Source organism: Streptomyces rubellus (genome assembly GCF_036323805.1).
GTDB lineage: Bacteria > Actinomycetota > Actinomycetes > Streptomycetales > Streptomycetaceae > Streptomyces.
The window spans coordinates 80,638-102,740 of the sequence record NZ_JAZDCX010000001.1; the positions used below are offsets into that span (position 1 = coordinate 80,638).

Consider the following 22,103-nt stretch of genomic DNA (forward strand, 5'->3'; position numbering starts at 1 on the left):
GTCGCCGAGTGGTACCGTTCTGGTATGGCCATGAACCTCCGTCTTGATGACGACCGCACTGAAGCCCTCAAGAAGCAGGCCGAGCTGGAGGGGCGCAGCATGCACGCCATAGTGCTCCGGGCAGTGGACGACTACCTGGCGCGGAACGCGCGTGAGGCCATGGTCCGCGAGACGGCGAAGAAGGAAGCGGCCAGGTGGCACGAGCTCATGGAACGGCTCAAGTGACTTTCTTCTACCTCACGGCCGAGGAGGTCCTGGCCGTCGCCGAGTACGCCTGCGACGACATGCGGGTGGCGGTACGCGACGTCGGCCTGCTCGAATCGGCGGTGCACCGCCCCGCAGCCGCGATGTTCGGGACCGAGGCGTATCCGGACCTGTTCGACAAGGCGGCGGCGCTGCTACAGAGCCTGGCGATCAACCATCCGTTCGTCGACGGCAACAAGCGCACGGCATGGTTGTCCTGCGTCACCTTCCTGTCGCTGAGCGGGGAGCGGCTGCGCCCCGACATCGACGCCGCGGAGGAACTGGTCGTCGCGGTGGCGACCGGAGAGCTGGAGGACGTCAAGCTGATCGGCGATCGGCTGCGGCTCCTGCGGGAGTCCTCCGGCATGTGACGTGGCTCGCACCCGGCCCGCCCGCCGGGCGTCCCCCCGAGGACGGCCGGGCCGTCCCGGTACTCTGACGCGGTTGCCGATCGCCGACCCAGTTCGACGGAGACCGTGACTACCTCCACGTCCCACCACCTCTCGCCCGCCTTTCCCGGCCGCGCCCCCTGGGGCACCGCCAACAAGCTGCGCGCCTGGCAGCAGGCGGCGATGGACCTCTACCTGGGGAAGCAGCCCCGGGACTTCCTCGCCGTGGCGACCCCGGGCGCCGGAAAGACGACCTTCGCGCTCACCCTGGCCTCCTGGCTGCTGCACCACCACGTCGTGCAGCAGGTGACCGTCGTCGCGCCGACCGAGCACCTGAAGAAGCAGTGGGCCGAGGCGGCGGCCCGGGTGGGCATCAGGCTGGACCCCGAGTACAGCGCCGGCCCGCTGGGCCGGGAGTACCACGGCGTCGCGGTGACGTACGCGGGCGTGGGCGTACGGCCGATGCTGCACCGCAACCGCTGCGAGCAGCGCAAGACACTGGTGATCCTGGACGAGATCCACCACGCCGGCGACACCCGCTCCTGGGGCGAGGCGTGCTTCGAGGCGTTCGAACCGGCCGCCCGGCGCCTGGCCCTGACCGGCACCCCGTTCCGCTCGGACACCAACCCCATCCCGTTCGTCAGCTACGCCGAGGACGGCGAGGGCGTCCGCCGCTCGGTGGCCGACTACACCTACGGCTACGGCAAGGCGCTGGCCGACGGTGTCGTCCGTCCGGTGATCTTCCTCTCCTACAGCGGCAACATGCGCTGGCGCAGCAAGGCGGGCGACGAACTGGAGGCGAAGCTCGGCGAGCCGATGACCAGGGATGCCGTCTCCCAGGCCTGGCGCACCGCGCTGGACCCGCGCGGCGACTGGATGCCCAGCGTGCTGCGCGCGGCCGACACCCGGCTGACGGAGGTCCGCAGGGCGATCCCGGACGCGGGCGGCCTGGTGATCGCCAGCGACCAGGACTCGGCACGGGCGTACGCGAAGCTCATCCGGGAGATCACCGGCACCGCCGCGACCGTCGTGCTCTCCGACGACACCGGCGCGTCGAAGCGGATCGAGGAGTTCAGCCAGGGCGAGGACCGCTGGATGGTGGCGGTGCGGATGGTCTCCGAGGGCGTGGACGTGCCGCGCCTGGCGGTCGGGGTGTACGCCACGACGATCTCCACGCCGCTGTTCTTCGCCCAGGCCGTCGGCCGCTTCGTGCGCTCCCGGCGGCGCGGCGAGACCGCGTCGGTCTTCCTGCCCACCATCCCCATGCTGCTCGGCTTCGCGCACGAGATGGAGGTCGAGCGCGACCACGTCCTGGACAAGCCCAAGAAAGGCGGAGACTCCGAGGACCCGTACGCGGAGGAGGCCGACCTCCTCAAGGAGGCGGAGAGGCAGCAGGACGAGGACACCGGCGACCAGGACCAGCTGCCCTTCGAGGCGCTCCAGTCCGACGCGGTCTTCGACCGGGTGATGTACGACGGCGCCGAGTTCGGCATGCAGGCCCACCCCGGCAGCGAGGAGGAGCAGGACTATCTGGGCATCCCCGGCCTGCTGGAGCCCGACCAGGTGCAGCTGCTGCTCCAGAAGCGGCAGGCCCGGCAGATCGCGCACAGCCGCCGCCGGCCGGACGCCGAGGCCGACCTGCTGGAGACGCCCGCCGAGAAGCGTCCGGTGGTCACCCACAAGGAGCTGCTGGAGCTGCGCCGGCAGCTCAACTCGCTGGTCGGGGCGTACTCCCACCAGAGCGGCAAACCGCACGGCGTGATCCACACCGAGCTGCGCCGGGTCTGCGGCGGCCCGCCCACCGCGGAGGCGACGGCCGGGCAGCTCCAGCAGCGGATCGCCAAGGTCCGCGAGTGGGCGACGCGGATGCGGTGAGTCCGGGGCCGGTGGCGGGCGGCGCGGGAAAGCCGGGGGACCGGCTTCCGCGTCGCCGTACCGCCGCCCCGCCGCACGCCCGCTTGTGAAGGGCGTGCGCGCTTTCCGTGCCGATCCCGGTGCGAACTCGTGTGCGGGCCGATGCCCGGTTGATTGGACCGGACTATTGTGACCTGCCGGTGTACGCAATGCGGATAAACCAGTGCGCCAACGCCCGGATTCTGGACAGACCCTTCCGGGTGACGTTACGGCTCGCTAAATTTCCCGCTACGCACACGCCCCGTGGCAGATCCGCCCCGGAGCGCAGCCGGTGCGGCCCGCCGAAGCAACCGGCGACTTTCCGGGAACAGCCTCGTACCGCCGACGGGACCGGCGGTACCGCCCCCTCCCGGCGGAGTCGCCGGCCCATACCCGAGGAGGGGGGCGTCGTGACCGCGGAGACCTCTCAGACGCTCGACCGGGGACTGCGTGTCCTCAAACTGCTCGCCGACACCGACCACGGCCTGACCGTCACCGAGCTGTCCCACAAGCTCGGGGTCAATCGCACGGTCGTCTACCGACTGCTCGCCACCCTGGAGCAGCACTGCCTGGTGCGCCGGGACCTGGGCGGCCGGGCCCGGGTCGGCCTCGGCGTGCTGCGGCTGGGCAGACAGGTGCACCCACTGGTGCGGGAGGCGGCCCTGCCCGCGCTGCGGGCGCTCGCCGAGGACGTGGGCGCCACCGCCCATCTGACGCTGGTGGACGGCAACGAGGCGCTGGCCGTCGCCGTCGTCGAACCGAGCTGGACCGACTACCACGTCGCCTACCGCACCGGCTTCCGCCACCCGCTGGACCGGGGCGCCGCGGGCCGGGCGATCCTCGCCGGGCGCGACCCCGAGCAGGAGCTGACCGACGGCTACGTCCTCACCCACGGCGAGCTGGAGGCGGGCGCCTGCGGTGCCGCCGCACCGCTGCGCGGCGTGAACGGGATAGAGGGCAGCGTCGGGGTCGTGATGCTCTCGGAGTCGGTGCCGCAGAAGGTGGGCCCCCGGGTGGTGCAGGCGGCCGAGGAGGTCGCCGACTTCCTGCGCTGAACCGGACGGCCGGGACCGCCGGGCCCGGGAAGGGCCGGGGGAGGGGGAAGGGGTGCAGGCGGGCCCGGTGCGGGTGAACTAGATTCACTCCCATGCCAGCACCGACCCCTCGTGCCCTCTCCCCCCGCGCCCGGGCCCTGTCGGCCTGCGGGGCGGCGGTCGCCGCGCTGCTCGCGGTCGCCGCCCTCGCCCCCCTGCCGTTCTCGGTCGCACAGCCCGGGATCACCGCGAACGTCCTGGGCGAGTACGAGGGAGAACCCGTCATCACCGTCTCCGGCGTCGGGGACGAGGACCCCAGGGCGGACGGCGGGCCGGAGGGGAAGCTGCTGGCCACCACCATCGCGGCGACCGCGCCGGGCGCCGACGTACGGCTGGCCGACGTGGTGGGGGGCTGGCTCGACACCGACCGCGCGGTGATGCCGCGCGACGCGGTCTACCCGGTCGGCGACGACGCCGACGAGATCGAGGAGTACACCACCGAGCAGATGGTGGAGTCGCAGGAGGTGGCGGTGACCGCCGCGCTGCGCGAGCTGGAGATGTCCGAGGACGAGGTGGAGGTGGACCTGCGGCTGGAGGACGTCGGCGGTCCCAGCGCCGGGCTGGTGTTCGCCCTCGGCGTCATCGACGAGATCGACGACGGCGACCTCACCGGCGGTCTGACGATCGCGGGCACCGGCACCATCGACGGACGCGGGGAGGTCGGCCCGGTCGGCGGCGTCCCGCTCAAGACCCAGGCGGCGGCGCGGGACGGCGCCACCGTCTTCCTGGTGCCGGAGGCCGAGTGCGAGGCGGCGCGGGTCGGACTCCCCGACGAACTGCGGCTGGTACCCGTCACCACCCTGGGGAACGCGCTCAGGTCGCTGCGGGCGCTGCGGGACGACGGGCACGTACCGAGCTGCTGACGCCCGCCGCCGGACGGTCCGCCACGGACACCGGGCCGATGCGCCGCCGCGGCCCCGCCGTCAGGTTGGGGCGGGGCCGCGGGGGTGGGGGGCGGGAAGAAGGCTCAGAGGTTGCCGCGCCTGGCCTGCTCGCGCTCGATCGCTTCGAACAGGGCCTTGAAGTTGCCCTTGCCGAAGCCCATGGAGCCGTGGCGCTCGATCAGCTCGAAGAACACCGTCGGACGGTCCTGCACGGGCTTGGTGAAGATCTGCAGCAGATAGCCGTCCTCGTCCCGGTCGGCGAGGATCTTCAGCTCCCGCAGCTCCTCCAGGGGCACCCGGGTCTCGCCGACCCACTCGCCGAGGGTGTCGTAGTAGGAGTCGGGGGTGTCCAGGAACCGCACCCCGGCGGCGCGCATGGCCCGCACGGTGGCGACGATGTCGTTGGTGGCGAGCGCGATGTGCTGGACACCCGGGCCGCCGTAGAACTCCAGATACTCGTCGATCTGCGACTTCTTCTTCCCGGCGGCCGGCTCGTTGAGCGGGAACTTCACCTTCCGCTTCCCGTCGGCGACCACCTTCGACATCAGCGCGGAGTACTCGGTGGCGATGTCGTCGCCCACGAACTCCTTCATGTTGGTGAAGCCCATGACGTTGTTGTAGAAGGCCACCCACTCGTCCATCCGGCCGAGTTCGACGTTGCCCACGCAGTGGTCGATCGCCTGGAAGAAGCGGTTCCCCGGCGGCGCGACGATCGGGTCGGCGGCGGTGTAGCCGGGCAGGTAGGGGCCGTCGTAGCCGGAGCGCTCCACCAGGGTGTGGCGGGTCTGCCCGTACGTGGCGATCGCGGCGAGCACCACCGTGCCGTGCTCGTCCTTCAGCTCGTACGGCTCCGCCAGACCGGTGGCGCCGTGCTCGACGGCGTACGCGTACGCGGCCCGGGCGTCCGGCACCTCGACGGCCAGGTCGATCACCCCGTCGCCGTGCGCGGCGACATGGTCGGCGAGCCACCGGCCGTACTCGGTGGACGGCTTGATGACGGAGGTGAGGACGAAGCGGGCCGAGCCCGACTCCAGGACGTAACTCGCGGTCTCCCGGCTGCCGTTCTCGGGACCGGAGTAGGCCACGAGCCGCATGCCGAAGGCCGTGGAGTAGTAGTGCGCGGCCTGTTTGGCGTTGCCCACGGCGAAGACGACCGCGTCCATCCCCTTCACCGGGAAGGGGTCGGCCTGCCGGGCGGTGCCAGGGGTCTGGTGCATGGTCTCGGTCATGTCGGCAGGCTCCCGCCGAACCGCAAGGTGCGCAATAGTTCGCGTATCCGCTGAGCAATATGACCAGCCGGGGCGCCGCGGGAGCGGTGTTCCTGTACAGGATGACCACCGGAGGGCAGGGAGCACGGGCATGGGCATCGACGCGCTGGACGGCCGGCTGCTGGAACTCCTCGCCGCCGAGCCCCGCATCGGGGTGCTGGAGGCCTCCCGCCGGCTCGGGGTGGCCCGCGGCACCGTACAGGCCCGGCTGGACCGGCTGCGCCGCAGCGGGGTGATCCGCGGCTTCGGCCCGGACGTCGACCCGGCGGCCCTCGGCTACCCGGTCACCGCCTTCGCCACCCTGGAGATCAGGCAGGGGCAGGGCGGCGACGTACGGGCGCATCTGGCGGCCGTCCCCGAGGTGCTGGAACTGCACACCATCACCGGCCGCGGGGACATGCTGTGCCGGCTGGTCGCCCGCTCCAACGCGGACCTCCAGCGGGTGATCGACAAGGTGGTGGGGTTCGAGGGCATCGTGCGGGCCTCCACGGCGATCGTGATGGAGAACCCGGTGCCGCTGCGGATCGTCCCGCTGGTGCGCCAGGCGGCCGGGGGCGGCGGCTGACGCCGCGGCGGAGCGCCGGGATCACCCTTCCGCCGGGCCCGTTGTCGCCGGAAGGGGGGCGGGTGTCCGGTGACCGGGCGGAGGGGCCGCCGTCTCTGGTAGATGTGGACCCAGCGCTCCCCGGTGGCACAGGCGGCCGGGGACTGGTAGACGCCACAGCAACGGCCGAGCAGATACGGGACCCCGCACATGAGCGCCCCTCCGTCAGCATCCGCCAGCGGCACCCCGGGCCCGGGCTACTATCCGGACCCGTCCATCCCGGGGTACATCCGCTACTGGAACGGCACCGCCTGGGTACCCGGCACCAGCAGGCCCGCGCCCGGCGAGGGCGAGCGGCCGCCCGCGGCCCCGTCCGGCGCGGCGGTTCCGCCGCCCGTGTCGCCGCCCGCCCGCCGGTCCCCGCTGCCACCGGAACCCGCACGGTCCGCACCGCCGGCCGCGCCCCCCGCCGGGGAGCCGGAGCAGGCGGAGACCGGCCCGGTCTTCCTGGACGAGGACGCGCCCGGGGACGCTGCGCTGCCGGAGGTGCGCGGACGCGGTGAGACCGGCGTCCGGCCCGGCGACCGGGTGATCACCTGGGACGACCCGTCCCGGCTGCACGGCGACCGGCCCGGGTCCGCGTCCGACTGGCGGGCCGGTGCCGCCCGGCGGGGCGGATCCGGCGGGGAGCGGGAGGACCGCGTCCCGCGGAGCCCGGGGGAGGAGGCGGACGGCGGCCCGCGCGCCCAGGAGCCGGGGCCCGATCCGCGCGGTGCCTGGGTACGGGCGGACGCCGGGCCGGCGGGCGGCTCCCCGTCGTCTCCTTCGTCCCCGCCATCCCTGTCGTCTCCGCCGCTTCCGTCGCTTCCTTCGTCCCCGCAGTCCCCGTCCCCGGACAGCGGTGAGGACGCCCCGCCGGTCCCCGCGGACGGCACCGTGCGGATGCGGCCCGTACGTCCGGGGGAATCCGGCCCGGCCGCCTCCCCCGCACCCGCCGCCCCGGGCACCCCCGCGGTACGGGGCGGCTCCGCCGGGCGGGGGGACACCGTCGGGCTGCGCAGGACCGGGCCCGCCGGTCCGCCGTCCCCCGGCCCCGCGGCTCCCGCCGCGCCGGCCGTCCCCGCCCCGGCGCAGCCGGCCGCCGCACAGGCACCCGCCGCACAGCCGGCCGCCCCGGCCGAGCGGCCCTCGTGGACGCGCCAGGTGCAGGAACTGGCCCAGCGGGCTCCCGTCGCCGGCACGCCCGCCGTACCGGCACAGCAATCGCCGGGTGACGGCGGTCCCGACCGGGTCGTGCCCTGGCGGCCCCCGGTGGCAGACCCCTTCCAGGCCGCCCTGCGCCAGGCCCGTCCCGCCGGGCTCGGCCGGCGGCTGGCCGCCCGGCTGGTGGACGGCCTGGTCCTCGCGGCCGTGACCGGCGCGGTGGCCTACCCGTTCGCCGGGCGCAGCGCCGACCACATCCGGGAGCAGGTACGGGCCGCCGAACAGGCCGGGGTGACCCGCGAGGTGTGGCTGGTCGACGGCACGACCGGGGTGTACCTGGCGATCGTGCTCGGTGCCTTCCTCCTCTTCGGTCTGCTCTACGAGGTGCTGCCCACCGCCCGCTGGGGCCGCACCCCGGGCAAGAAGCTGTTCGGCGTCAGGGTGCTCGACATCGAGGAGCAGGACCCCCCGTCGTTCGGTGCCGCGCTGCGCCGCTGGCTGGTGTTCGGGCCACTGGCACTGCTGGGGATCGGTGTGGTGAACGCCGCCTGGTGCCTGTTCGACCGGCCGTGGCGGCAGTGCTGGCACGACAAGGCGGCGCGCACCTTCGTGGCGCGCGGTCCGGAGGGGACGGCACCGGCCGGGTGACCGGCGGCCCGGCCGTTCCGGGTGCGCCGTCCTCGGCGGGACGTCGCCCGAACGGCGCGTGCCGGATGCGCGACGCGCGGGGGCGCGGTCGACTCGGGCCATGAGCAGACGACAGCCGTGCCTCGCCGGCCCCGGCGGCCGGGGCGGAGGCGGAACGGCGGGCGGAACGGTGGGCGCGGCCGGCGGGACACCGGGCGGCCCCGGTGGTTCGCGGTTCTCCCACACCGGCCACGCCGGGGGCGGCCCGGCTCCCGTACGGCGCTCAGCGGCGCAGCGAGGGCTGCGGCACCCGCTGCCCGCTCCCGGCGTCGCCGGTTCCGGTGCGGGCGGGGCCGCGCTGGGCGGGGACGCTTCCCGCCGCCGGGCGGGAACGGTCCGCCGGCCGCCGGACGGGAACGGTGACCGCGACGAGCAGCCCGAGTGCGAGCGCCGCGGTCGCGACGACCGTGACCCCGGTACCCGAACGTGTCTGCGTCACCAGCAGCATCACGAGTGCCGACAGGATGACGGTGGCCGAACCACAGGCCAGCTGGGCGGGATTCGGACGCGGCATGGCGGAATCCGTCCTCGGGGGTCGGGGGAGGGCGTGGAACGACGGTGTCGCGGTCCGTCGAACGACTCTACGATGCCGGATGCCCTTATGTGATGCCCCGTAAGCGTGACCTGACCCACTGTCGCCGCCAGAGCGGTGCACAAGGGGCGCACGGGGTCGCACGGTGGCCCCGGACCTGACCCGAGATCGGCTCCAGGTGTCCGGAATCCGTAACTGGGCGGTCGGACACCGTACTTGTGTGGCGTGTTCAAAACAAGGTCTGTTTTTTCGGCCGCCGCTCATGTCGAATGCCTCCACACGTGTGCACCCGCACGTGTCCATGGCCATGCATGGGGAGGGCAATACCTAGTGAAGAGCCAACGGAGGACCATCAGATCCGCCGCACTGGCCACGACGGTCGCTGTCATCGGAGCGACCTTTCTGACCGCCGGCACCGCCCACGCCAGCGAGGGCGCCCCGTCGGACGGCCGTGAACCGGCCGCGGCGGGCGCCAGTGACCACGCCGAGGACGACGGTCACGAACACGGCAAGGGCGACAACGGCAGGCACGTGGCCCACGATCTGCCCGGCCCGCTCACCAAGAAGCAGCGCGCCCAGCGCCTCGCGGCCCTGGAGCGCCTGGCTTCCGGTCAGAAGCCCGTGACCAGGAACGGCACCAAGGTCATGAAGCTCGGCGCCGAGAAGTACGTCGAGATGGAGCAGACGAAGACCGACAAGATCTTCACCATCCTGATCGAGTTCGGTGACAAGGTCGACCCGGAGTACGGCGGCACCCCGGGCCCGCTCCACAACCAGATAGCCGAGCCCGACCGGAAGAAGGACAACACCACCCTGTGGAAGGAGGACTTCGACAGGGAGCACTTCGAGGAGATCTACTTCGGGGACGGCGAGGGCTCGCTCAAGACCTACTACGAGGCCCAGTCCTCCGGTAAGTACTCCGTGGACGGCATGGTCTCCGACTGGGTCAAGGTCGACTACAACGAGGCCCGGTACGGCAACAACGCCTGCGGCGACAACGTCTGCAACACCGTCTGGGACGCGGTCCGCGACGGCGTGAACCAGTGGGTCGCCGACCAGCGGGCCGCCGGCCGCACCGACGACGAGATCGCCGGGCAGCTCGCCGAGTACGACGTGTGGGACCGCTACGACTTCGACGGCGACGGCGACTTCAACGAGTCCGACGGCTACATCGACCACTTCCAGTTCGTCCACGCGGGCGAGGACGAGTCCGCCGGCGGCGGCGCGCAGGGCGAGGACGCCATCTGGGCCCACCGCTGGTACGCCTACGGCACCGACTACGGCAACACCGGCCCGGAGTTCAACCGGGCGGGCGGCACCGAGATCGGCGACACCGGCATCTGGGTCGGCGACTACACCGTCCAGCCCGAGAACGGCGGCCTGGGCGTCTTCGCCCACGAGTACGGCCACGACCTCGGTCTGCCGGACCTGTACGACACCGCCGGCGGCGAGAACTCCACCGGTTTCTGGACGCTGATGTCGTCCGGCTCCTGGCTGAACAAGGGCAAGGAAGCCATCGGCGACTGGGCGGGCGAGATGACCGCCTGGGACAAGCTGTCGCTGGGCTGGCTGGACTACGAGGAGGCCAAGGCCGCCACGAAGTCCCTGCACAAGCTGGGTGTCTCCACCAAGCAGGGGAAGAACCCGCAGGCGCTGCTGGTCGAGCTGCCCGAGAAGGAGGTCACCACCGAGGTGGTGGAGCCGGCCGCGGGCAGCATGCAGTGGTGGAGCGGCAGCGGCGACGACCTGCGCAACTCCCTGACCCGCACCGTCGACCTGACCGGGGCGTCCACCGCCTCGCTCGGCCTCAAGGGCTGGTGGGAGATCGAGAAGGGGTACGACTACCTCTACACCCAGGTCTCCACCGACGACGGCGCCACCTGGACCGCCCTGGACGGCACCGCGAACGGCGAGCCGATCGGGCGTGACGCGTCCGGCACCCCCGCGCTGGACGCCGAGTCCGGCGGCTGGGTGGACCTCTCCTTCCCGCTGGACGCCTACGCGGGCCAGGAGATCCAGCTCCGCTTCCACTACCGCACCGACGGCGGTGTGGCGGAGATGGGCTTCGCGGCCGACGAGATCACCGTCACCGCCGACGGCGAGACGCTCTTCACCGACGGCGCCGAGAGCGGCGAGGACGGCTGGACGGCGGACGGCTTCTCCCGTATCGGGGCCTCGTTCACCGAGTCCTACCCGCAGTACTACATCGCCGAGAACCGGCAGTACGTCTCGTACGACAAGACCCTGAAGACCGGCCCGTACAACTTCGGCTGGCTGACGGACCGCCCCGACTGGGTGGAGCGCTTCTCGTACCAGAACGGCCTGCTGATCTGGCTGTGGGACACCTCGCAGCTGGACAACAACACCAGCGCCCACCCGGGTGAGGGCCTGATCCTGCCCGTCGACGCCCACCCGAAGGCGGAGAAGTGGTCGGACGGGACGCTGATGCGCAACCGCATCCAGTCCTACGACTCCACCTTCAGCTGGTACCCGGCGCGCGGGATGACCCTCCACAAGGAGGGCGAGGCCAAGAGGATCAAGACGAAGGCGGGCGTTCCGGTCTTCGACGACCGCCGGGGCGAGTACTGGGACGCGGACAACCCGACCGGCAGCGTGAAGGTGCCCGACACCAACACCCGCATCTCGATCGTCGGCCAGCCGCCGCACGGCAAGGCGATCACCGTCCGGGTCGGCCCCTCCAGCAGGCGCTGACACCGCCGGACGGCACCTGAGGAGAGCCCCGTCTCCGCGGGCCACCGCGGAGGCGCGCGGCACGGCCGGCCGCCGCCCCCTGGCGGGCGGCGGCCGGCCGTGCCGAGAATGCGCGTAGGGTGCGCACTGCGCGTGCCGCGCGTTCCGTGCGCACGGGCATCCTGGTGACGCTAGGTACGGCGGGGGAGTGGTGAGAATGGCGGGAGGCTGGGTCCGGCTGCCGGACGGCAGCGTGGTGGTGGCGCTCTCGGTGCCGCGCCCCGGGGGGCCGGGGCAGCGGGTCCGCTTCCTGGTCCATGCCGCCAACCGCGCCCGCGCCCTGACCAGGCTGCGGAACCTGGGGCTGCGCGCGGTCTACCTGCGGGGCAACACCGAACCGCCCACCCCGGACGAGATCAGCGCCGTGCTGCACCATCCAGACGGTCTGGTCTGGCGCCCGGCACCGCACACCGAGACGGACTTCTGGCGGCCGGTGGCCGCCCTGCGCCGGGCCGCCGCCGGATAGCGGGCCGCGGGCGGGCGCGTCCCGCACGGCGGCGACCGGGCCGACCGCCGCGCCCCCGCCGTGGCGGAGGCCGGGCAGGACGGCCGGTCCGCCGCTCCGCGGCGGCGTCGGAGCGCCGCGGGGCCGCCGAACCCCCGGCACCGGCACGGCCGCGGGCCCGGCTCCCGGTCTCAGGCTCCCCGGACCACCGGCTCGCCGGTGAGCTCCACGCCCGCCGCCCGCAGCTCCTCCAGCGCCCGCCCGGTCGATCCCGCCGCCACCCCGGCCGTCAGCCCCAGCAGCACCCGGGTGCGGAAGCCCTCGCGGGCCGCGTCCAGGGCGGTCGCCCGTACACAGTGGTCGGTGGCGATGCCGACCACGTCCACCTCGGTGACCTCGCGGGAGCGCAGCCACTCGGCGAGCGGCACACCGTTCTCGTCCGCGCCCTCGAAGCCGCTGTAGGCCGCGGCGTACGCGCCCTTGTCGAAGACCGCGTCGATCGAGCCGGAGGCGACGGCCGGGGCGAAGTTCGGGTGGAAGCCCACGCCCTCGGTGCCGGCCACGCAGTGCGCCGGCCAGGAGTGCTCGAAGTCGGGGGCGGCCGAGAAGTGGCCGTCCGGGTCGACGTGGTGGTCGCGGGTCGCCACGACGTGCCGGTATCCGGCGGTCGTCTGCCCGATCAGGTCGGTGATGGCCGCGGCCACGTCGGCGCCTCCCGCGACCGCGAGGCTGCCGCCCTCACAGAAGTCGTTCTGGACGTCTACGACGATCAGTGCCCGGTGCATGGTGCACACCTTTCGGCTGGGGTCTGGGCCGGGATTCCGGCCGGCGGTTCGGCTGGGGGTTCGATCGGGGTCCGTGGAGCGGTCGGTGCGGATGGTGCGGGCGGACGTGTCCGACCTTAGACACTCGGCGTCCGCGGCGGGAGTGCCGCGGGGCGTGTGGCGTGTGGCGGTGGCGCTCAGACGTACTCGGTGGGCAGGACCGGCTCACCGCGCGAGAGCTGGGTCGCCGACAGCGGCAGCCCGTCCCGCGCCCGCACGTGCCGCTCGCGGGCCGCGTCCAGCGGCTCGCGCGCCACGATCTCGCCGCCGCGGATCAGCTCCACCGGCAGCAGCCGGTCCGCCAGCGGTGCGGGCACCTCCCCGGTGCCGACGACCTCGGCCTCCGCCACCCCGTCCGCGTCCGGCCGCCGGGCCGCCCACTTCACGCCGCCGACCGACAGCTTTCCGCCCATCGACTTCTTGGCCACCGGCCGCAGCGGCGCGTCCGGGTCGCCGGAGTCGGCGCGGGCCACCAGCTTGTAGACCATCGAGGCGGTCGGATGGCCGCTGCCGGTGACCAGCTGGGTGCCCACCCCGTAGGCGTCCACCGGGGCGGCGGCGAGCGAGGCGATGGCGTACTCGTCCAAGTCGCTGGTCACGACGATCCGCGTGTCGCGCGCGCCCAGTTCGTCGAGCTGCTGCCGCACCCGGTGGGCGAGCAGCAGCAGGTCGCCCGAGTCGATGCGGACGGCGCCCAGCTCCGGCCCGGCGACCTCCACGGCGGTGCGGACGGCCTCGGTCACGTCGTAGGTGTCCACCAGGAGCGTGGTGCCGCGGCCCAGGGACTCCACCTGCGCGGTGAAGGCGCCCCGCTCGGTGTCGTGCAGCAGGGTGAAGGCGTGGGCGCTGGTGCCGACGGTGGGGATGTTGTAGCGGTAGCCGGCGGCCAGGTCGGAGGTGGAGGAGAAGCCGCCGACGTACGCCGCCCGCGCCGCGGCCACCGCCGACAGCTCGTGGGTGCGCCGGGCACCCATCTCGATCAGCGGGCGCCCCCGCGCGGCGACGGCCATCCGGGAGGCCGCGGCGGCGACGGCCGAGTCGTGGTTGAGGATCGACAGGATGACGGTCTCCAGCAGCACGCACTCGGCGAAGGTGCCGCTGACCCGCATGACCGGCGAGCCGGGGAAGTAGACCTCGCCCTCGGGGTACCCCTGGACGTCCCCGCGGAAGCGGTAGCCGGCGAGCCACTCCAGGGTCGGTCCGTCGACGACCTCCCGCTCGCGCAGGAAGTCCAGGATCTCCGGCTCGAAGCGGAAGTTCGCCACGGCGTCCAGCACCCGTCCGGTACCCGCGACCACTCCGTAGCGGCGGCCCTCGGGCAGCCGGCGGGTGAAGACCTCGAAGACGGACCGCCGGCCGGCGGTCCCGTCGCGCAGCGCGGCCTGCACCATGGTCAGCTCGTAGTGGTCGGTGAAGAGGGCGGTCGACGGCACGGTGACCGGCAGTCCCAGGTCTGCTGTGTTCATGGCATGGATGCTACCTCCAATGTCGTCAGTTTGACGATATCTGGTGACGGGAACCTCGCCGCGGGGTGCCGCCGGGTGGCGGCGGTACGACCGGGGCTGTCGTACCTCCTGCGCCGGGCCGTTTGCGCGACCACCCGGTACGGGTGGCAGCATGGGAGGCGTGAGCGACGACACGCGCCGGATGACGACCTCCCATGTCGCGCCCGCACGGCACCGTGCCGGGGGCCGGGCCGCGGGACCGGGCCGCGGGAGCGCCCCCGGCTCCGCCGTCGCCCCCTCGCCCGCCCCCCGGGCCGTCCGCGCGGCGGCGGTGTCGGTGTCCGTCGCCCCCACGGAGGTCACCCGCCCCGCCGGGAGCGAGGCGCCCGACGCGGTGTCCGAGCCCGACGTCCCGTGGGTCACCGTCGTCCACAACGACCCGGTCAACCTGATGAGTTACGTGACCTACGTGTTCCAGACCTACTTCGGTTATCCGAAGGAGAAGGCCAGAAAGCTGATGATGGACGTCCACCACAAGGGCCGCGCGGTCGTCTCCAGCGGCAGCCGCGAGGAGATGGAGCGCGACGTGCAGGCCATGCACGGCTACGGCCTGTGGGCGACCCTCCAGCAGGACCGCTGATGCCCGGGCTGTTCGAACCCGCGCCCGCCGTGCCCGGCGGCGCCGCCGTCGCGCTCGACGAGATCGAGATCTCCATCCTGCGCAGTCTCACCGTCCAGCTCCTGGAGCTGATCGGCCCCGGCGGCGAGCCGGCCGGTGACGACGGAGAGGCGGACCCGCTGGCCGCGCTGCTGGCCGACGGCCCCACCGAGCCCCCCGCCGACCCGGCCCTGGCCCGGCTCTTCCCGGACGCCTACGGCGGCCCCGGCGCCGAGCCGGACGAGCGGGCCCGGGCCGCCGCCGCGGAGTTCCGCCGCTACACCGAGAACGACCTGCGCGCGCGCAAACGCGAGGACGGCCTCGCCGTCGTGCGCGCCCTGGACGCCCTCACTCCCGGCGGCGACGGCGGGGCGGTGCTCACCCTCGCCCCCGAGCAGTCGCGGCAGTGGCTGGGCGCGCTCAACGACCTGCGGCTGGCGCTCGGGGTGCGGCTGGAGATCGCCGACGACAAGGACGGCGACCGGCTGTACGCCCTGGCGGACGACGATCCGCGCAAGCCGATGGCGATGGCCTACCTGTGGCTGGGCGCCCTCCAGGAGTCGCTCGTGGAGACTCTCATGCGCTGAAGCGCACGCGGGTGCTCCGGTGGCCGGATCCGGTGGGTCCGGCGGGCAGCAGGAAGGGCATCTTTGTATGCCCGGGGAGGCTGATCGGTAAACACGCTGAGTCATTATTGATGTCCGTTAGTCGGACAGGGAGATCTTTTGCGCACACCCCATGTCCGTTCTGCCGGTAAATGACGCTGCGTGATGCGACCGTAATATGGACATGTGAGCTGGGTCACACTTTACTGATAGCGCAGCGTGGTAGGAACTCCCAATCCGAAACCGCCGGGGCCCGAACCTCTCCGGTGGTCCCGGATGAAGACTGCGCTCGGCCTTATTCGGACAACGGAGTTCGCGCTGTCCGACGCGTCATCCGGCAACCACCGTTGCCTCACGTCCCCGCAGCCGCACCAGCCAGAGGTACCCCATGGCAGAGAACGAATCCTGGACGACCCGGGTCGACGAAGCGATCAGCGACTTCGTCGACCCGGTGGCCAGAGAGATCGGCGAGATCGTCTTCTACACCATCCCGCTCGGTGACACCGAGTTCCCGTGGATCGTCGGCTGGCTCGTCGTGGCCGGCCTGGTCTTCACGGGCTACTTCGGCTTCGCCCAGGTCCGTCACATCGGCACAGCCTTCAAGCTGGTCCGCGGCAGGTACGACCAGAAGAACGCCCCCGGCGAGGTGACCCACTTCCAGGCGCTCACCTCCGCCGTCTCCGGCACCGTCGGCCTCGGCAACATCGCCGGTGTGGCCATCGCGGTCACCATCGGCGGCCCCGGCGCCACCTTCTGGATGATCATCTGCGGCCTGCTCGGCATGGCCACCAAGTTCGTCGAGTGCACCCTCGGCGTGAAGTACCGCGAGGTCCACGAGGACGGCACCGTCTCCGGCGGTCCCATGCACTACCTGCGCAGGGGCATGACCGAGCGCGGACTGGGCGGGGTGGGCAAGGTGCTCGCCGCCGGATCCGCCGTCGCGATCCTGTTCTTCACCTTCTTCGGCGGCAACCTCTTCCAGGTCAACCAGAGCCTGGAGCAGCTCCAGTCCGTCACCGGCAAGGACGACAGCATCTTCTCGACCTCCGGCGGCGCCCTCTTCTTCGGCATCTTCCTCGCCGCCCTGGTCGCCCTGGTCCTCCTCGGCGGCATGCGCTCCATCGGCGCCGTCACCAGCCGGCTGGTCCCCGCCATGGCGATCATCTACGTCACCGCCTGCCTCTTCGTCATCCTGGGCAACATCAGCCAGGTGCCCGCGGCCATCGGTGACATCGTCGGCGAGGCCTTCGCCCCCGAGGGCGTGGCCGGTGGTCTCATCGGCGCGCTGATCGTCGGCTTCCAGCGGGCCGCCTTCTCCAACGAGGCCGGCATCGGCTCCGCGCCGATCGCCCACTCCGCGGTCAAGACCAAGCGCCCCGCCACCGAGGGCCTGGTCGCGATGATCGAGCCGTTCATCGACACCGTCGTCATCTGCACCATGACCGCGCTGACCATCGTCATCGCCAGGACCCCCAGCTGGGAGGCCGCCCGCGAGGCCAGCGCCGACGGCGAGCCGATCGCCTCCGGCGTCTCGCTCACCTCCGACGCCTTCGAGAGCGTCATCTCCTGGTTCCCCTACGTCCTGGCCGTCGCGGTCATCCTCTTCGCCTTCTCCACGGTCATCACCTGGAGCTACTACGGCCTGAAGGCCTGGGCGTACATCTTCGGCCGCAGCAAGGCCAGCGAGAACACCTACAAGGTGCTCTTCAGCCTCATCGTCATCACCGGCGCGCTGATGTCCCTGTCCTCCCTGGTCTCCCTGGCGGACTCCTTCCTCTTCATCGCCGCGGTGTTCAACATCATCGGCCTGTACTTCCTGGCGCCCGTCGTCAAGAAGGAACTCGACCGGGTCCTGGACTACGTCCGGCGCCGCGAGGCCGGCGAGACCGAGGAGCAGATCGAGGCCGGCGAGGCCGGCGGCACCGAGGAGACCACCTCGCTCGCCAAGTGACCCCCGTCACCGTCTGACGGCACCGCCGTCCGGCACGCCCCACCGGGCGTACCGCCGAGGGCCCCGTCCGCGCCGCACACCGGCACGGACGGGGTCCTCGGGCGTCGTGCGCCCCCTGCCGGCCCGGCCACCGGCCCTGCCTATGCTGTGGCCCATGCTGACCATCACCCAGGAGCTGCACGACCAGATCGTCGCCCACGCCCGCCGGGACCACCCCGACGAGGCGTGCGGGGTCATCGCGGGCCCGGCCGGCAGCGACCGCCCCGAGCGCTTCATCCCCATGCTGAACGCCGCCCGCTCCCCGACGTTCTACGAGTTCGACTCCGGGGACCTGCTCAGGCTCTACCGCGAGATGGACGACCGCGACGAGGAGCCCGTCGTCATCTACCACTCGCACACCGCCACCGAGGCCTACCCCTCACGCACCGACATCGCCTACGCCAACGAGCCCGGCGCCCACTACGTGCTGGTCTCCACCGCCGAGTGCGGCAACGAGGAGGGCCCCGTCTCCTTCCGCTCCTTCCGCATCACCGACGGCGAGGTCACCGAGGAGGAGGTCCGGATCGTCCCCGCCCACCAGGGATGAGCAATGGCCGGGGAACGCCCGGAAGCAGTCAGTCTCCCGAAAGGTGAGACAGTGCGGTCCGTATCGTGACACGACCATCGGGAACAGCGGCGGGGAATCGTTACGATGAGCCCATGGTTAACCACGACGTGAGCGACACCCACCCGGGCACGCCCCCGGGCACGCTGCTCGTGGCACGCCTGCACGTCGACCTGTGCCGCCTCGCCAGCGCCGCCTGTACGCGCTGCGCCACTGCCCGCGGCTGATCCCGGGCACCCACCCGCGGCCCGCCGGCCGCACCCGCGCCCCCACGCACGGCCCGCACGCACGCCCGCTTCCCGCCTCTCCCACAGGAGCCCACCCATGGCCATCGAGGTCCGCATCCCGACCATCCTCCGCACCCACACCGGCGGTCAGAAGGCCGTCGAGGGCAACGGCGGCACCCTCGCCGAGCTCATCGACGACCTGGAGACCCGCCACAGCGGCATCCGGGAGCGCCTGGTCGACGGCGGTGAGCTGCGCCGCTTCGTCAACGTCTACCTCAACGACGAGGACGTCCGCTTCCTGGACGGGATCTCCACCAAGGTCAGCGACGGCGACAGCGTCACCATCCTCCCCGCGGTGGCCGGAGGCATGCGCTGATGCGCTACGACTCGCCGACCGCCGCGGTGGGCAACACCCCCCTGGTGCGCCTGCCGCGGCTCTCGCCGTCCGAGAACGTCCGCATCTGGGCCAAGCTGGAGGACCGCAACCCCACCGGCTCCATCAAGGACCGCCCGGCCCTCTACATGGTCGAGCAGGCCGAGAAGGACGGCCGGCTCACCCCCGGCTGCACCATCCTGGAGCCCACCTCCGGCAACACCGGCATCTCCCTGGCCATGGCGGCCAAGCTCAAGGGCTACCGCATGGTCTGCGTCATGCCGGAGAACACCAGCTCCGAACGCCGCGAACTGCTCGCCATGTGGGGCGCCGAGATCATCCCCTCCCCGGCCGCGGGCGGCTCCAACACCGCCGTACGCGTCGCCAAGGAGATCGCCGCCGAGCACCCCGACTGGGTCATGCTCTACCAGTACGGCAACCCCGACAACGCCGGCGCCCACTACACCGGCACCGGCCCGGAGATCTACGCCGACCTGCCCTCCGTCACCCACTTCGTCGCCGGACTGGGCACCACCGGCACCCTGATGGGCGCCGGCCGCTACCTGCGCGAGAAGGTTCCCGGCATCCAGATCGTCGCCGCCGAACCCCGCTACGACGACCTCGTGTACGGCCTGCGCAACCTCGACGAGGGCTTCGTGCCCGAGCTCTACGACGAGACCGTCCTCACCACCCGCTACTCCGTGGGCTCCGAGGACGCCGTCACCCGCACCCGCGAACTCCTCGCCCAGGAGGGCATCTTCGCCGGCGTCTCCACCGGCGCCGCCCTGCACGCCGCCATCGGCGTCGGCCGCAAGGCCGTCAAGGCGGGGGAGAGGGCCGACATCGTCTTCGTCGTCGCCGACGCCGGCTGGAAGTACCTGTCCACCGGCATCTACACCGCGCCCAGCACCGAGGCCGCCGTCGAGGCGCTCCAGGGCCAGCTCTGGGCCTGACCGGCCCGGCCGGCTGACCGGACCCCGCCGGCACCCGCCGCCCTCCCGCCGCACGGGCGGCCGGGAGCGGCGGCGCGGCCGTACCCCGCACTGGTGATTCCGCCCACAACGGGGCCCATGAAGGAGCCACCAGCCCCTTTGCGCCTTACGCTCGGGGAATCCCCTTCCCGGGCCACGGAGGTTCCTTCCCCATGAAGCTCACCGTCGTCGGCTGCTCGGGATCGTTCCCGTCCGCGGACTCGGCCTGCTCCAGCTACCTCGTCGAGGCCGACGGCTACCGGCTCCTGCTGGACATGGGCAACGGTGCCCTCGGTGAACTGCAGCGCCACTGCGGCCTCTACGACCTCGACGCCATCGCGCTCAGCCACCTCCACGCCGACCACTGCATCGACATGTGCGCGTACTTCGTGGCGCGCTACTACCGGCACGAGGGCGGACGCTGCGAGCCCATACCGGTGTACGGGCCCGAGGGCACCGAGCAGCGGCTCACCACCGCCTACGCCGACACCCCGTCCGAGAAGTCGATGAGCGAGGTCTTCGACTTCCACGACCTCGCCCCCGCCACCACCTTCCGGCTCGGACCGCTGACCGTCCGCACCGACCTGATGCGGCACCCGGTGGAGACCTACGGCTTCCGCGTCGAGCACGGCGGGAAGAGCGTCGTCTACTCCGGCGACACCGGACCGTGCGATGCGCTGTGCGGCCTGGCCGCGGACGCCGACCTCTTCCTGTGCGAGGCCTCCTTCACCCACGGCAAGGAGGACCTCCCCGAGCTGCACCTCACCGGCCGCGAGGCCGGCGAGTGCGCCGAGGAGGCCGGCGCGGGCAGGCTGGTGCTCACCCACATCCCGCCGTGGACCGACCCCCGGCACAACCTGCGCGATGCCCGGGCCGCCTTCACCGGACCGGTGGAACTGGCCCGCCCGGGAGCCGTCTACGAGCTGTGAACCGGGGCGCCCCGGCCGCGGACACCGTGCACCACGGACCGCCCGGCCCGGGGCGCCACCGCGCCCCCGGGCATCCCCGGCCGGGCCCCCGGACGGACCGCCTCCCCGGACCCGCCGGGTCCCTCAGGCCCGGTACTGGGCCTTCTCCTGCTCGGCGGCCCCCTCTTCCGGCTCCTCCGGCTCCTCCGGCTCCCGCCCCGGCGTCGGCAGATCGAACCTGACGATCGTGAAGCGGAAGACGGCGTAGTACACCACCGCGAAGCCCAGCCCCAGCACTACCAGCAGCCACGGCCTGGACGCGATGCCCAGGTTCAGCACGAAGTCGATCGCGCCCGCCGAGAAACCGAAACCGTCCCGCGCCCCCAGCGCCCAGCTCAACGCCATCGAGACACCCGTCAGCAGCGCGTGGAACACGTACAGCAGCGGCGCGACGAACATGAACGCGAACTCGATCGGCTCCGTCACCCCGGTGACGAAGGCCGTCAGCGCCACCGAGAACATCATCCCGCCCACCACCTTGCGCCGCTCCGGCCGGGCGCAGTGGTAGATCGCCAGACAGGCCGCCGGCAGCGCGAACATCATGATCGGGAAGAAGCCCGTCATGAACTGTCCCGCCGTCGGATCCCCGTGCAGGAAACGCGCGATGTCCCCCTCGTGGCGGACCCCGTCCGCCTCGTAGGAACCGGCCTGGAACCACGGGAAGGAGTTCAGCAGGTGGTGCATGCCGACCGGGATCAGCGCCCGGTTGGCCACCCCGAACACCCCCGCCCCCAGCGCCCCCGACCCCACCAGCCACTCCCCGAAACCGTGGATGACGGCCCCCAGCACCGGCCACGCGTAACCGAAGACGATCCCCAGACCGAGCCCCGCGAAGGACGCCAGGATCGGCACCAGCCGCCGGCCGCCGAAGAAACCCAGCCAGTCCGGCAGCTTCGTGCGGTGGTACCGCTGGTAGAGCAGCGCGGTGACCAGCCCCATCACCACACCCCCCAGCACCCCCGCGTCCGCGGGCCGCGCGACACCGTCCTGCGGCGGCAGACTGGGATCACTGAAAGCCGCCATCACCTGCTGGAAGACCAGATAGCCCACCACGGCCGCCAGCCCCGTGGAGCCGTCCGACCGCTTGGCGAAACCCACCGCGATGCCCACGGCGAACAGCAGCGGCAGATTGTCCAGCAGCGCGCCGCCGCCCGCCGCCAGGAACTCCGCGACCCGGTTGACGGCAGCCGGGAGACCCTCCCGGCCCAGCATGTCCCCGTACCCCAGACGGACCATCAGGGCCGCCGCGGGCAGCGTCGCGATCGGCAGCATCAGACTGCGGCCGATGCGCTGGGCCACCGCCATCGCCCCGGAACCGCGGCTCCTCCGGCCGGCGCTCCCGGCATCCCCGGCGTCCGCCGGAGCACTGGCTGTGGACATCCGATCCTCCCGTGAGCGCCGCACCACCGGCACACCGACGACTGGGCGAAAAGTGCACAACAGTATTAACACGGGCATTCTTCTGCGGGTGGGCACGATGGACGCCGGGCGCGACACCGGCCGGGGAGAACCCCGGAATGCAGTACCCGGCGCGCGGAAGCACG

The 22,103-nt window shown here is 72.4% G+C and carries 22 protein-coding genes; 17 read left to right on the forward strand and 5 right to left on the reverse strand.

What is annotated here, in order from left to right:
• Positions 1-24 precede the first annotated feature (24 nt).
• From V1L54_RS00295 to V1L54_RS00315, 5 genes are all read left to right on the forward strand, one after another.
• Positions 25-225: a ribbon-helix-helix protein, CopG family gene (locus V1L54_RS00295; protein ID WP_330115743.1), complete on the forward strand. Its 201-nt coding sequence runs from the start codon at positions 25-27 to the stop codon at positions 223-225.
• Entirely contained in the window at positions 222-614 is a 393-nt protein-coding gene (locus tag V1L54_RS00300; RefSeq protein WP_330115744.1) for a type II toxin-antitoxin system death-on-curing family toxin, read from the forward strand. Before V1L54_RS00295 ends, V1L54_RS00300 begins: the two co-directional genes overlap by 4 nt.
• Before the next feature lie 105 nt (positions 615-719).
• A complete protein-coding gene (locus tag V1L54_RS00305) occupies positions 720-2,507 on the forward strand; it encodes a DEAD/DEAH box helicase (protein WP_330115745.1) in 1,788 nt (595 codons plus the stop codon).
• 428 nt (positions 2,508-2,935) lie between these two features.
• A complete protein-coding gene (locus tag V1L54_RS00310; RefSeq protein ID WP_100204663.1) occupies positions 2,936-3,580 on the forward strand; it encodes an IclR family transcriptional regulator in 645 nt (214 codons plus the stop codon).
• 92 nt (positions 3,581-3,672) lie between these two features.
• A complete protein-coding gene (locus tag V1L54_RS00315) occupies positions 3,673-4,482 on the forward strand; it encodes a S16 family serine protease (RefSeq protein ID WP_330115746.1) in 810 nt (269 codons plus the stop codon).
• Positions 4,483-4,586: 104 nt separating this feature from the next.
• Here V1L54_RS00315 and hppD read toward each other — a convergent pair whose 3' ends face one another.
• A complete protein-coding gene (hppD, locus tag V1L54_RS00320) occupies positions 4,587-5,732 on the reverse strand; it encodes a 4-hydroxyphenylpyruvate dioxygenase (protein WP_330115747.1) in 1,146 nt (381 codons plus the stop codon).
• Between the two features lie 130 nt (positions 5,733-5,862).
• Between hppD and V1L54_RS00325 the strand changes: the two genes are divergently transcribed.
• Entirely contained in the window at positions 5,863-6,336 is a 474-nt protein-coding gene (locus tag V1L54_RS00325) for an Lrp/AsnC family transcriptional regulator (protein ID WP_330115748.1), read from the forward strand.
• 189 nt (positions 6,337-6,525) lie between these two features.
• The gene (locus V1L54_RS00330) at positions 6,526-8,166 is read left to right on the forward strand and encodes an RDD family protein (protein ID WP_330115749.1); all 1,641 of its coding nucleotides are present in this window, start codon (positions 6,526-6,528) and stop codon (positions 8,164-8,166) included.
• A 262-nt stretch (positions 8,167-8,428) separates the two neighbouring features.
• Here V1L54_RS00330 and V1L54_RS00335 read toward each other — a convergent pair whose 3' ends face one another.
• Positions 8,429-8,719 (reverse strand): hypothetical protein, encoded by a 291-nt coding sequence (locus V1L54_RS00335; RefSeq protein ID WP_330115750.1) that lies wholly within the window; start codon positions 8,717-8,719, stop codon positions 8,429-8,431.
• 348 nt (positions 8,720-9,067) lie between these two features.
• Between V1L54_RS00335 and V1L54_RS00340 the strand changes: the two genes are divergently transcribed.
• Both V1L54_RS00340 and V1L54_RS00345 read left to right on the forward strand, forming a co-directional pair.
• Positions 9,068-11,449, forward strand: coding sequence for an immune inhibitor A domain-containing protein (locus V1L54_RS00340; RefSeq protein WP_330115751.1), 2,382 nt, complete (start codon positions 9,068-9,070; stop codon positions 11,447-11,449).
• A 196-nt stretch (positions 11,450-11,645) separates the two neighbouring features.
• Positions 11,646-11,954 (forward strand): hypothetical protein, encoded by a 309-nt coding sequence (locus V1L54_RS00345; RefSeq protein ID WP_330115752.1) that lies wholly within the window; start codon positions 11,646-11,648, stop codon positions 11,952-11,954.
• Between the two features lie 170 nt (positions 11,955-12,124).
• On the opposite strand, the gene V1L54_RS00350 is transcribed toward V1L54_RS00345, so the two are convergent.
• Both V1L54_RS00350 and V1L54_RS00355 read right to left on the reverse strand, forming a co-directional pair.
• The gene (locus V1L54_RS00350) at positions 12,125-12,718 is read right to left on the reverse strand and encodes an isochorismatase family protein (RefSeq protein WP_330115753.1); all 594 of its coding nucleotides are present in this window, start codon (positions 12,716-12,718) and stop codon (positions 12,125-12,127) included.
• Positions 12,719-12,894: 176 nt separating this feature from the next.
• Positions 12,895-14,223 (reverse strand): nicotinate phosphoribosyltransferase, encoded by a 1,329-nt coding sequence (locus V1L54_RS00355; RefSeq protein ID WP_330115754.1) that lies wholly within the window; start codon positions 14,221-14,223, stop codon positions 12,895-12,897.
• Positions 14,224-14,539: 316 nt separating this feature from the next.
• On the opposite strand from V1L54_RS00355, the gene clpS reads away from it, so the two are divergent.
• From clpS to V1L54_RS00395, 8 genes are all read left to right on the forward strand, one after another.
• Positions 14,540-14,842 (forward strand): ATP-dependent Clp protease adapter ClpS, encoded by a 303-nt coding sequence (gene clpS, locus V1L54_RS00360; RefSeq protein WP_330116103.1) that lies wholly within the window; start codon positions 14,540-14,542, stop codon positions 14,840-14,842.
• A complete protein-coding gene (locus V1L54_RS00365; protein ID WP_330115755.1) occupies positions 14,842-15,447 on the forward strand; it encodes a DUF2017 domain-containing protein in 606 nt (201 codons plus the stop codon). Before clpS ends, V1L54_RS00365 begins: the two co-directional genes overlap by 1 nt.
• 406 nt (positions 15,448-15,853) lie before the next feature.
• On the forward strand, positions 15,854-17,416 hold the full coding sequence (locus tag V1L54_RS00370) for an alanine/glycine:cation symporter family protein (RefSeq protein ID WP_330115756.1): 1,563 nt from the start codon (positions 15,854-15,856) through the stop codon (positions 17,414-17,416).
• 154 nt (positions 17,417-17,570) lie between these two features.
• Positions 17,571-18,002 carry a M67 family metallopeptidase gene (locus tag V1L54_RS00375; RefSeq protein WP_330115757.1) on the forward strand — a complete coding sequence of 144 codons (432 nt, stop codon included), beginning with the start codon at positions 17,571-17,573 and terminating at the stop codon, positions 18,000-18,002.
• Positions 18,003-18,115: 113 nt separating this feature from the next.
• Complete coding sequence (locus V1L54_RS00380) at positions 18,116-18,247, forward strand: putative leader peptide (RefSeq protein WP_330115758.1); 132 nt, start codon at positions 18,116-18,118, stop codon at positions 18,245-18,247.
• Between the two features lie 97 nt (positions 18,248-18,344).
• Complete coding sequence (locus V1L54_RS00385) at positions 18,345-18,623, forward strand: MoaD/ThiS family protein (RefSeq protein WP_330115759.1); 279 nt, start codon at positions 18,345-18,347, stop codon at positions 18,621-18,623.
• On the forward strand, positions 18,623-19,573 hold the full coding sequence (locus V1L54_RS00390) for a PLP-dependent cysteine synthase family protein (RefSeq protein ID WP_330115760.1): 951 nt from the start codon (positions 18,623-18,625) through the stop codon (positions 19,571-19,573). Before V1L54_RS00385 ends, V1L54_RS00390 begins: the two co-directional genes overlap by 1 nt.
• 191 nt (positions 19,574-19,764) lie before the next feature.
• Complete coding sequence (locus V1L54_RS00395; protein WP_330115761.1) at positions 19,765-20,520, forward strand: MBL fold metallo-hydrolase; 756 nt, start codon at positions 19,765-19,767, stop codon at positions 20,518-20,520.
• 123 nt (positions 20,521-20,643) lie between these two features.
• Here the strand turns inward: V1L54_RS00395 and V1L54_RS00400 are convergent, their stop codons facing one another.
• Entirely contained in the window at positions 20,644-21,939 is a 1,296-nt protein-coding gene (locus V1L54_RS00400) for a PTS transporter subunit EIIC (protein ID WP_330115762.1), read from the reverse strand.
• Positions 21,940-22,103: the final 164 nt, after the last annotated feature.

Coding starts and splice junctions, on each gene's coding strand:
- V1L54_RS00295 (WP_330115743.1), top strand. CDS start 25: ATGGCCATGAACCTCCGTCTTGATGACGACCGCACTGAAGCCCTCAAG.
- V1L54_RS00315 (WP_330115746.1), top strand. CDS start 3,673: ATGCCAGCACCGACCCCTCGTGCCCTCTCCCCCCGCGCCCGGGCCCTG.
- hppD (WP_330115747.1), bottom strand. CDS start 5,732: ATGACCGAGACCATGCACCAGACCCCTGGCACCGCCCGGCAGGCCGAC.
- V1L54_RS00325 (WP_330115748.1), top strand. CDS start 5,863: ATGGGCATCGACGCGCTGGACGGCCGGCTGCTGGAACTCCTCGCCGCC.
- V1L54_RS00330 (WP_330115749.1), top strand. CDS start 6,526: ATGAGCGCCCCTCCGTCAGCATCCGCCAGCGGCACCCCGGGCCCGGGC.
- V1L54_RS00335 (WP_330115750.1), bottom strand. CDS start 8,719: ATGCCGCGTCCGAATCCCGCCCAGCTGGCCTGTGGTTCGGCCACCGTC.
- V1L54_RS00345 (WP_330115752.1), top strand. CDS start 11,646: ATGGCGGGAGGCTGGGTCCGGCTGCCGGACGGCAGCGTGGTGGTGGCG.
- V1L54_RS00350 (WP_330115753.1), bottom strand. CDS start 12,718: ATGCACCGGGCACTGATCGTCGTAGACGTCCAGAACGACTTCTGTGAG.
- V1L54_RS00355 (WP_330115754.1), bottom strand. CDS start 14,223: ATGAACACAGCAGACCTGGGACTGCCGGTCACCGTGCCGTCGACCGCC.
- V1L54_RS00365 (WP_330115755.1), top strand. CDS start 14,842: ATGCCCGGGCTGTTCGAACCCGCGCCCGCCGTGCCCGGCGGCGCCGCC.
- V1L54_RS00370 (WP_330115756.1), top strand. CDS start 15,854: ATGGCAGAGAACGAATCCTGGACGACCCGGGTCGACGAAGCGATCAGC.
- V1L54_RS00375 (WP_330115757.1), top strand. CDS start 17,571: ATGCTGACCATCACCCAGGAGCTGCACGACCAGATCGTCGCCCACGCC.
- V1L54_RS00380 (WP_330115758.1), top strand. CDS start 18,116: ATGGTTAACCACGACGTGAGCGACACCCACCCGGGCACGCCCCCGGGC.
- V1L54_RS00385 (WP_330115759.1), top strand. CDS start 18,345: ATGGCCATCGAGGTCCGCATCCCGACCATCCTCCGCACCCACACCGGC.
- V1L54_RS00390 (WP_330115760.1), top strand. CDS start 18,623: ATGCGCTACGACTCGCCGACCGCCGCGGTGGGCAACACCCCCCTGGTG.
- V1L54_RS00395 (WP_330115761.1), top strand. CDS start 19,765: ATGAAGCTCACCGTCGTCGGCTGCTCGGGATCGTTCCCGTCCGCGGAC.
- V1L54_RS00400 (WP_330115762.1), bottom strand. CDS start 21,939: ATGTCCACAGCCAGTGCTCCGGCGGACGCCGGGGATGCCGGGAGCGCC.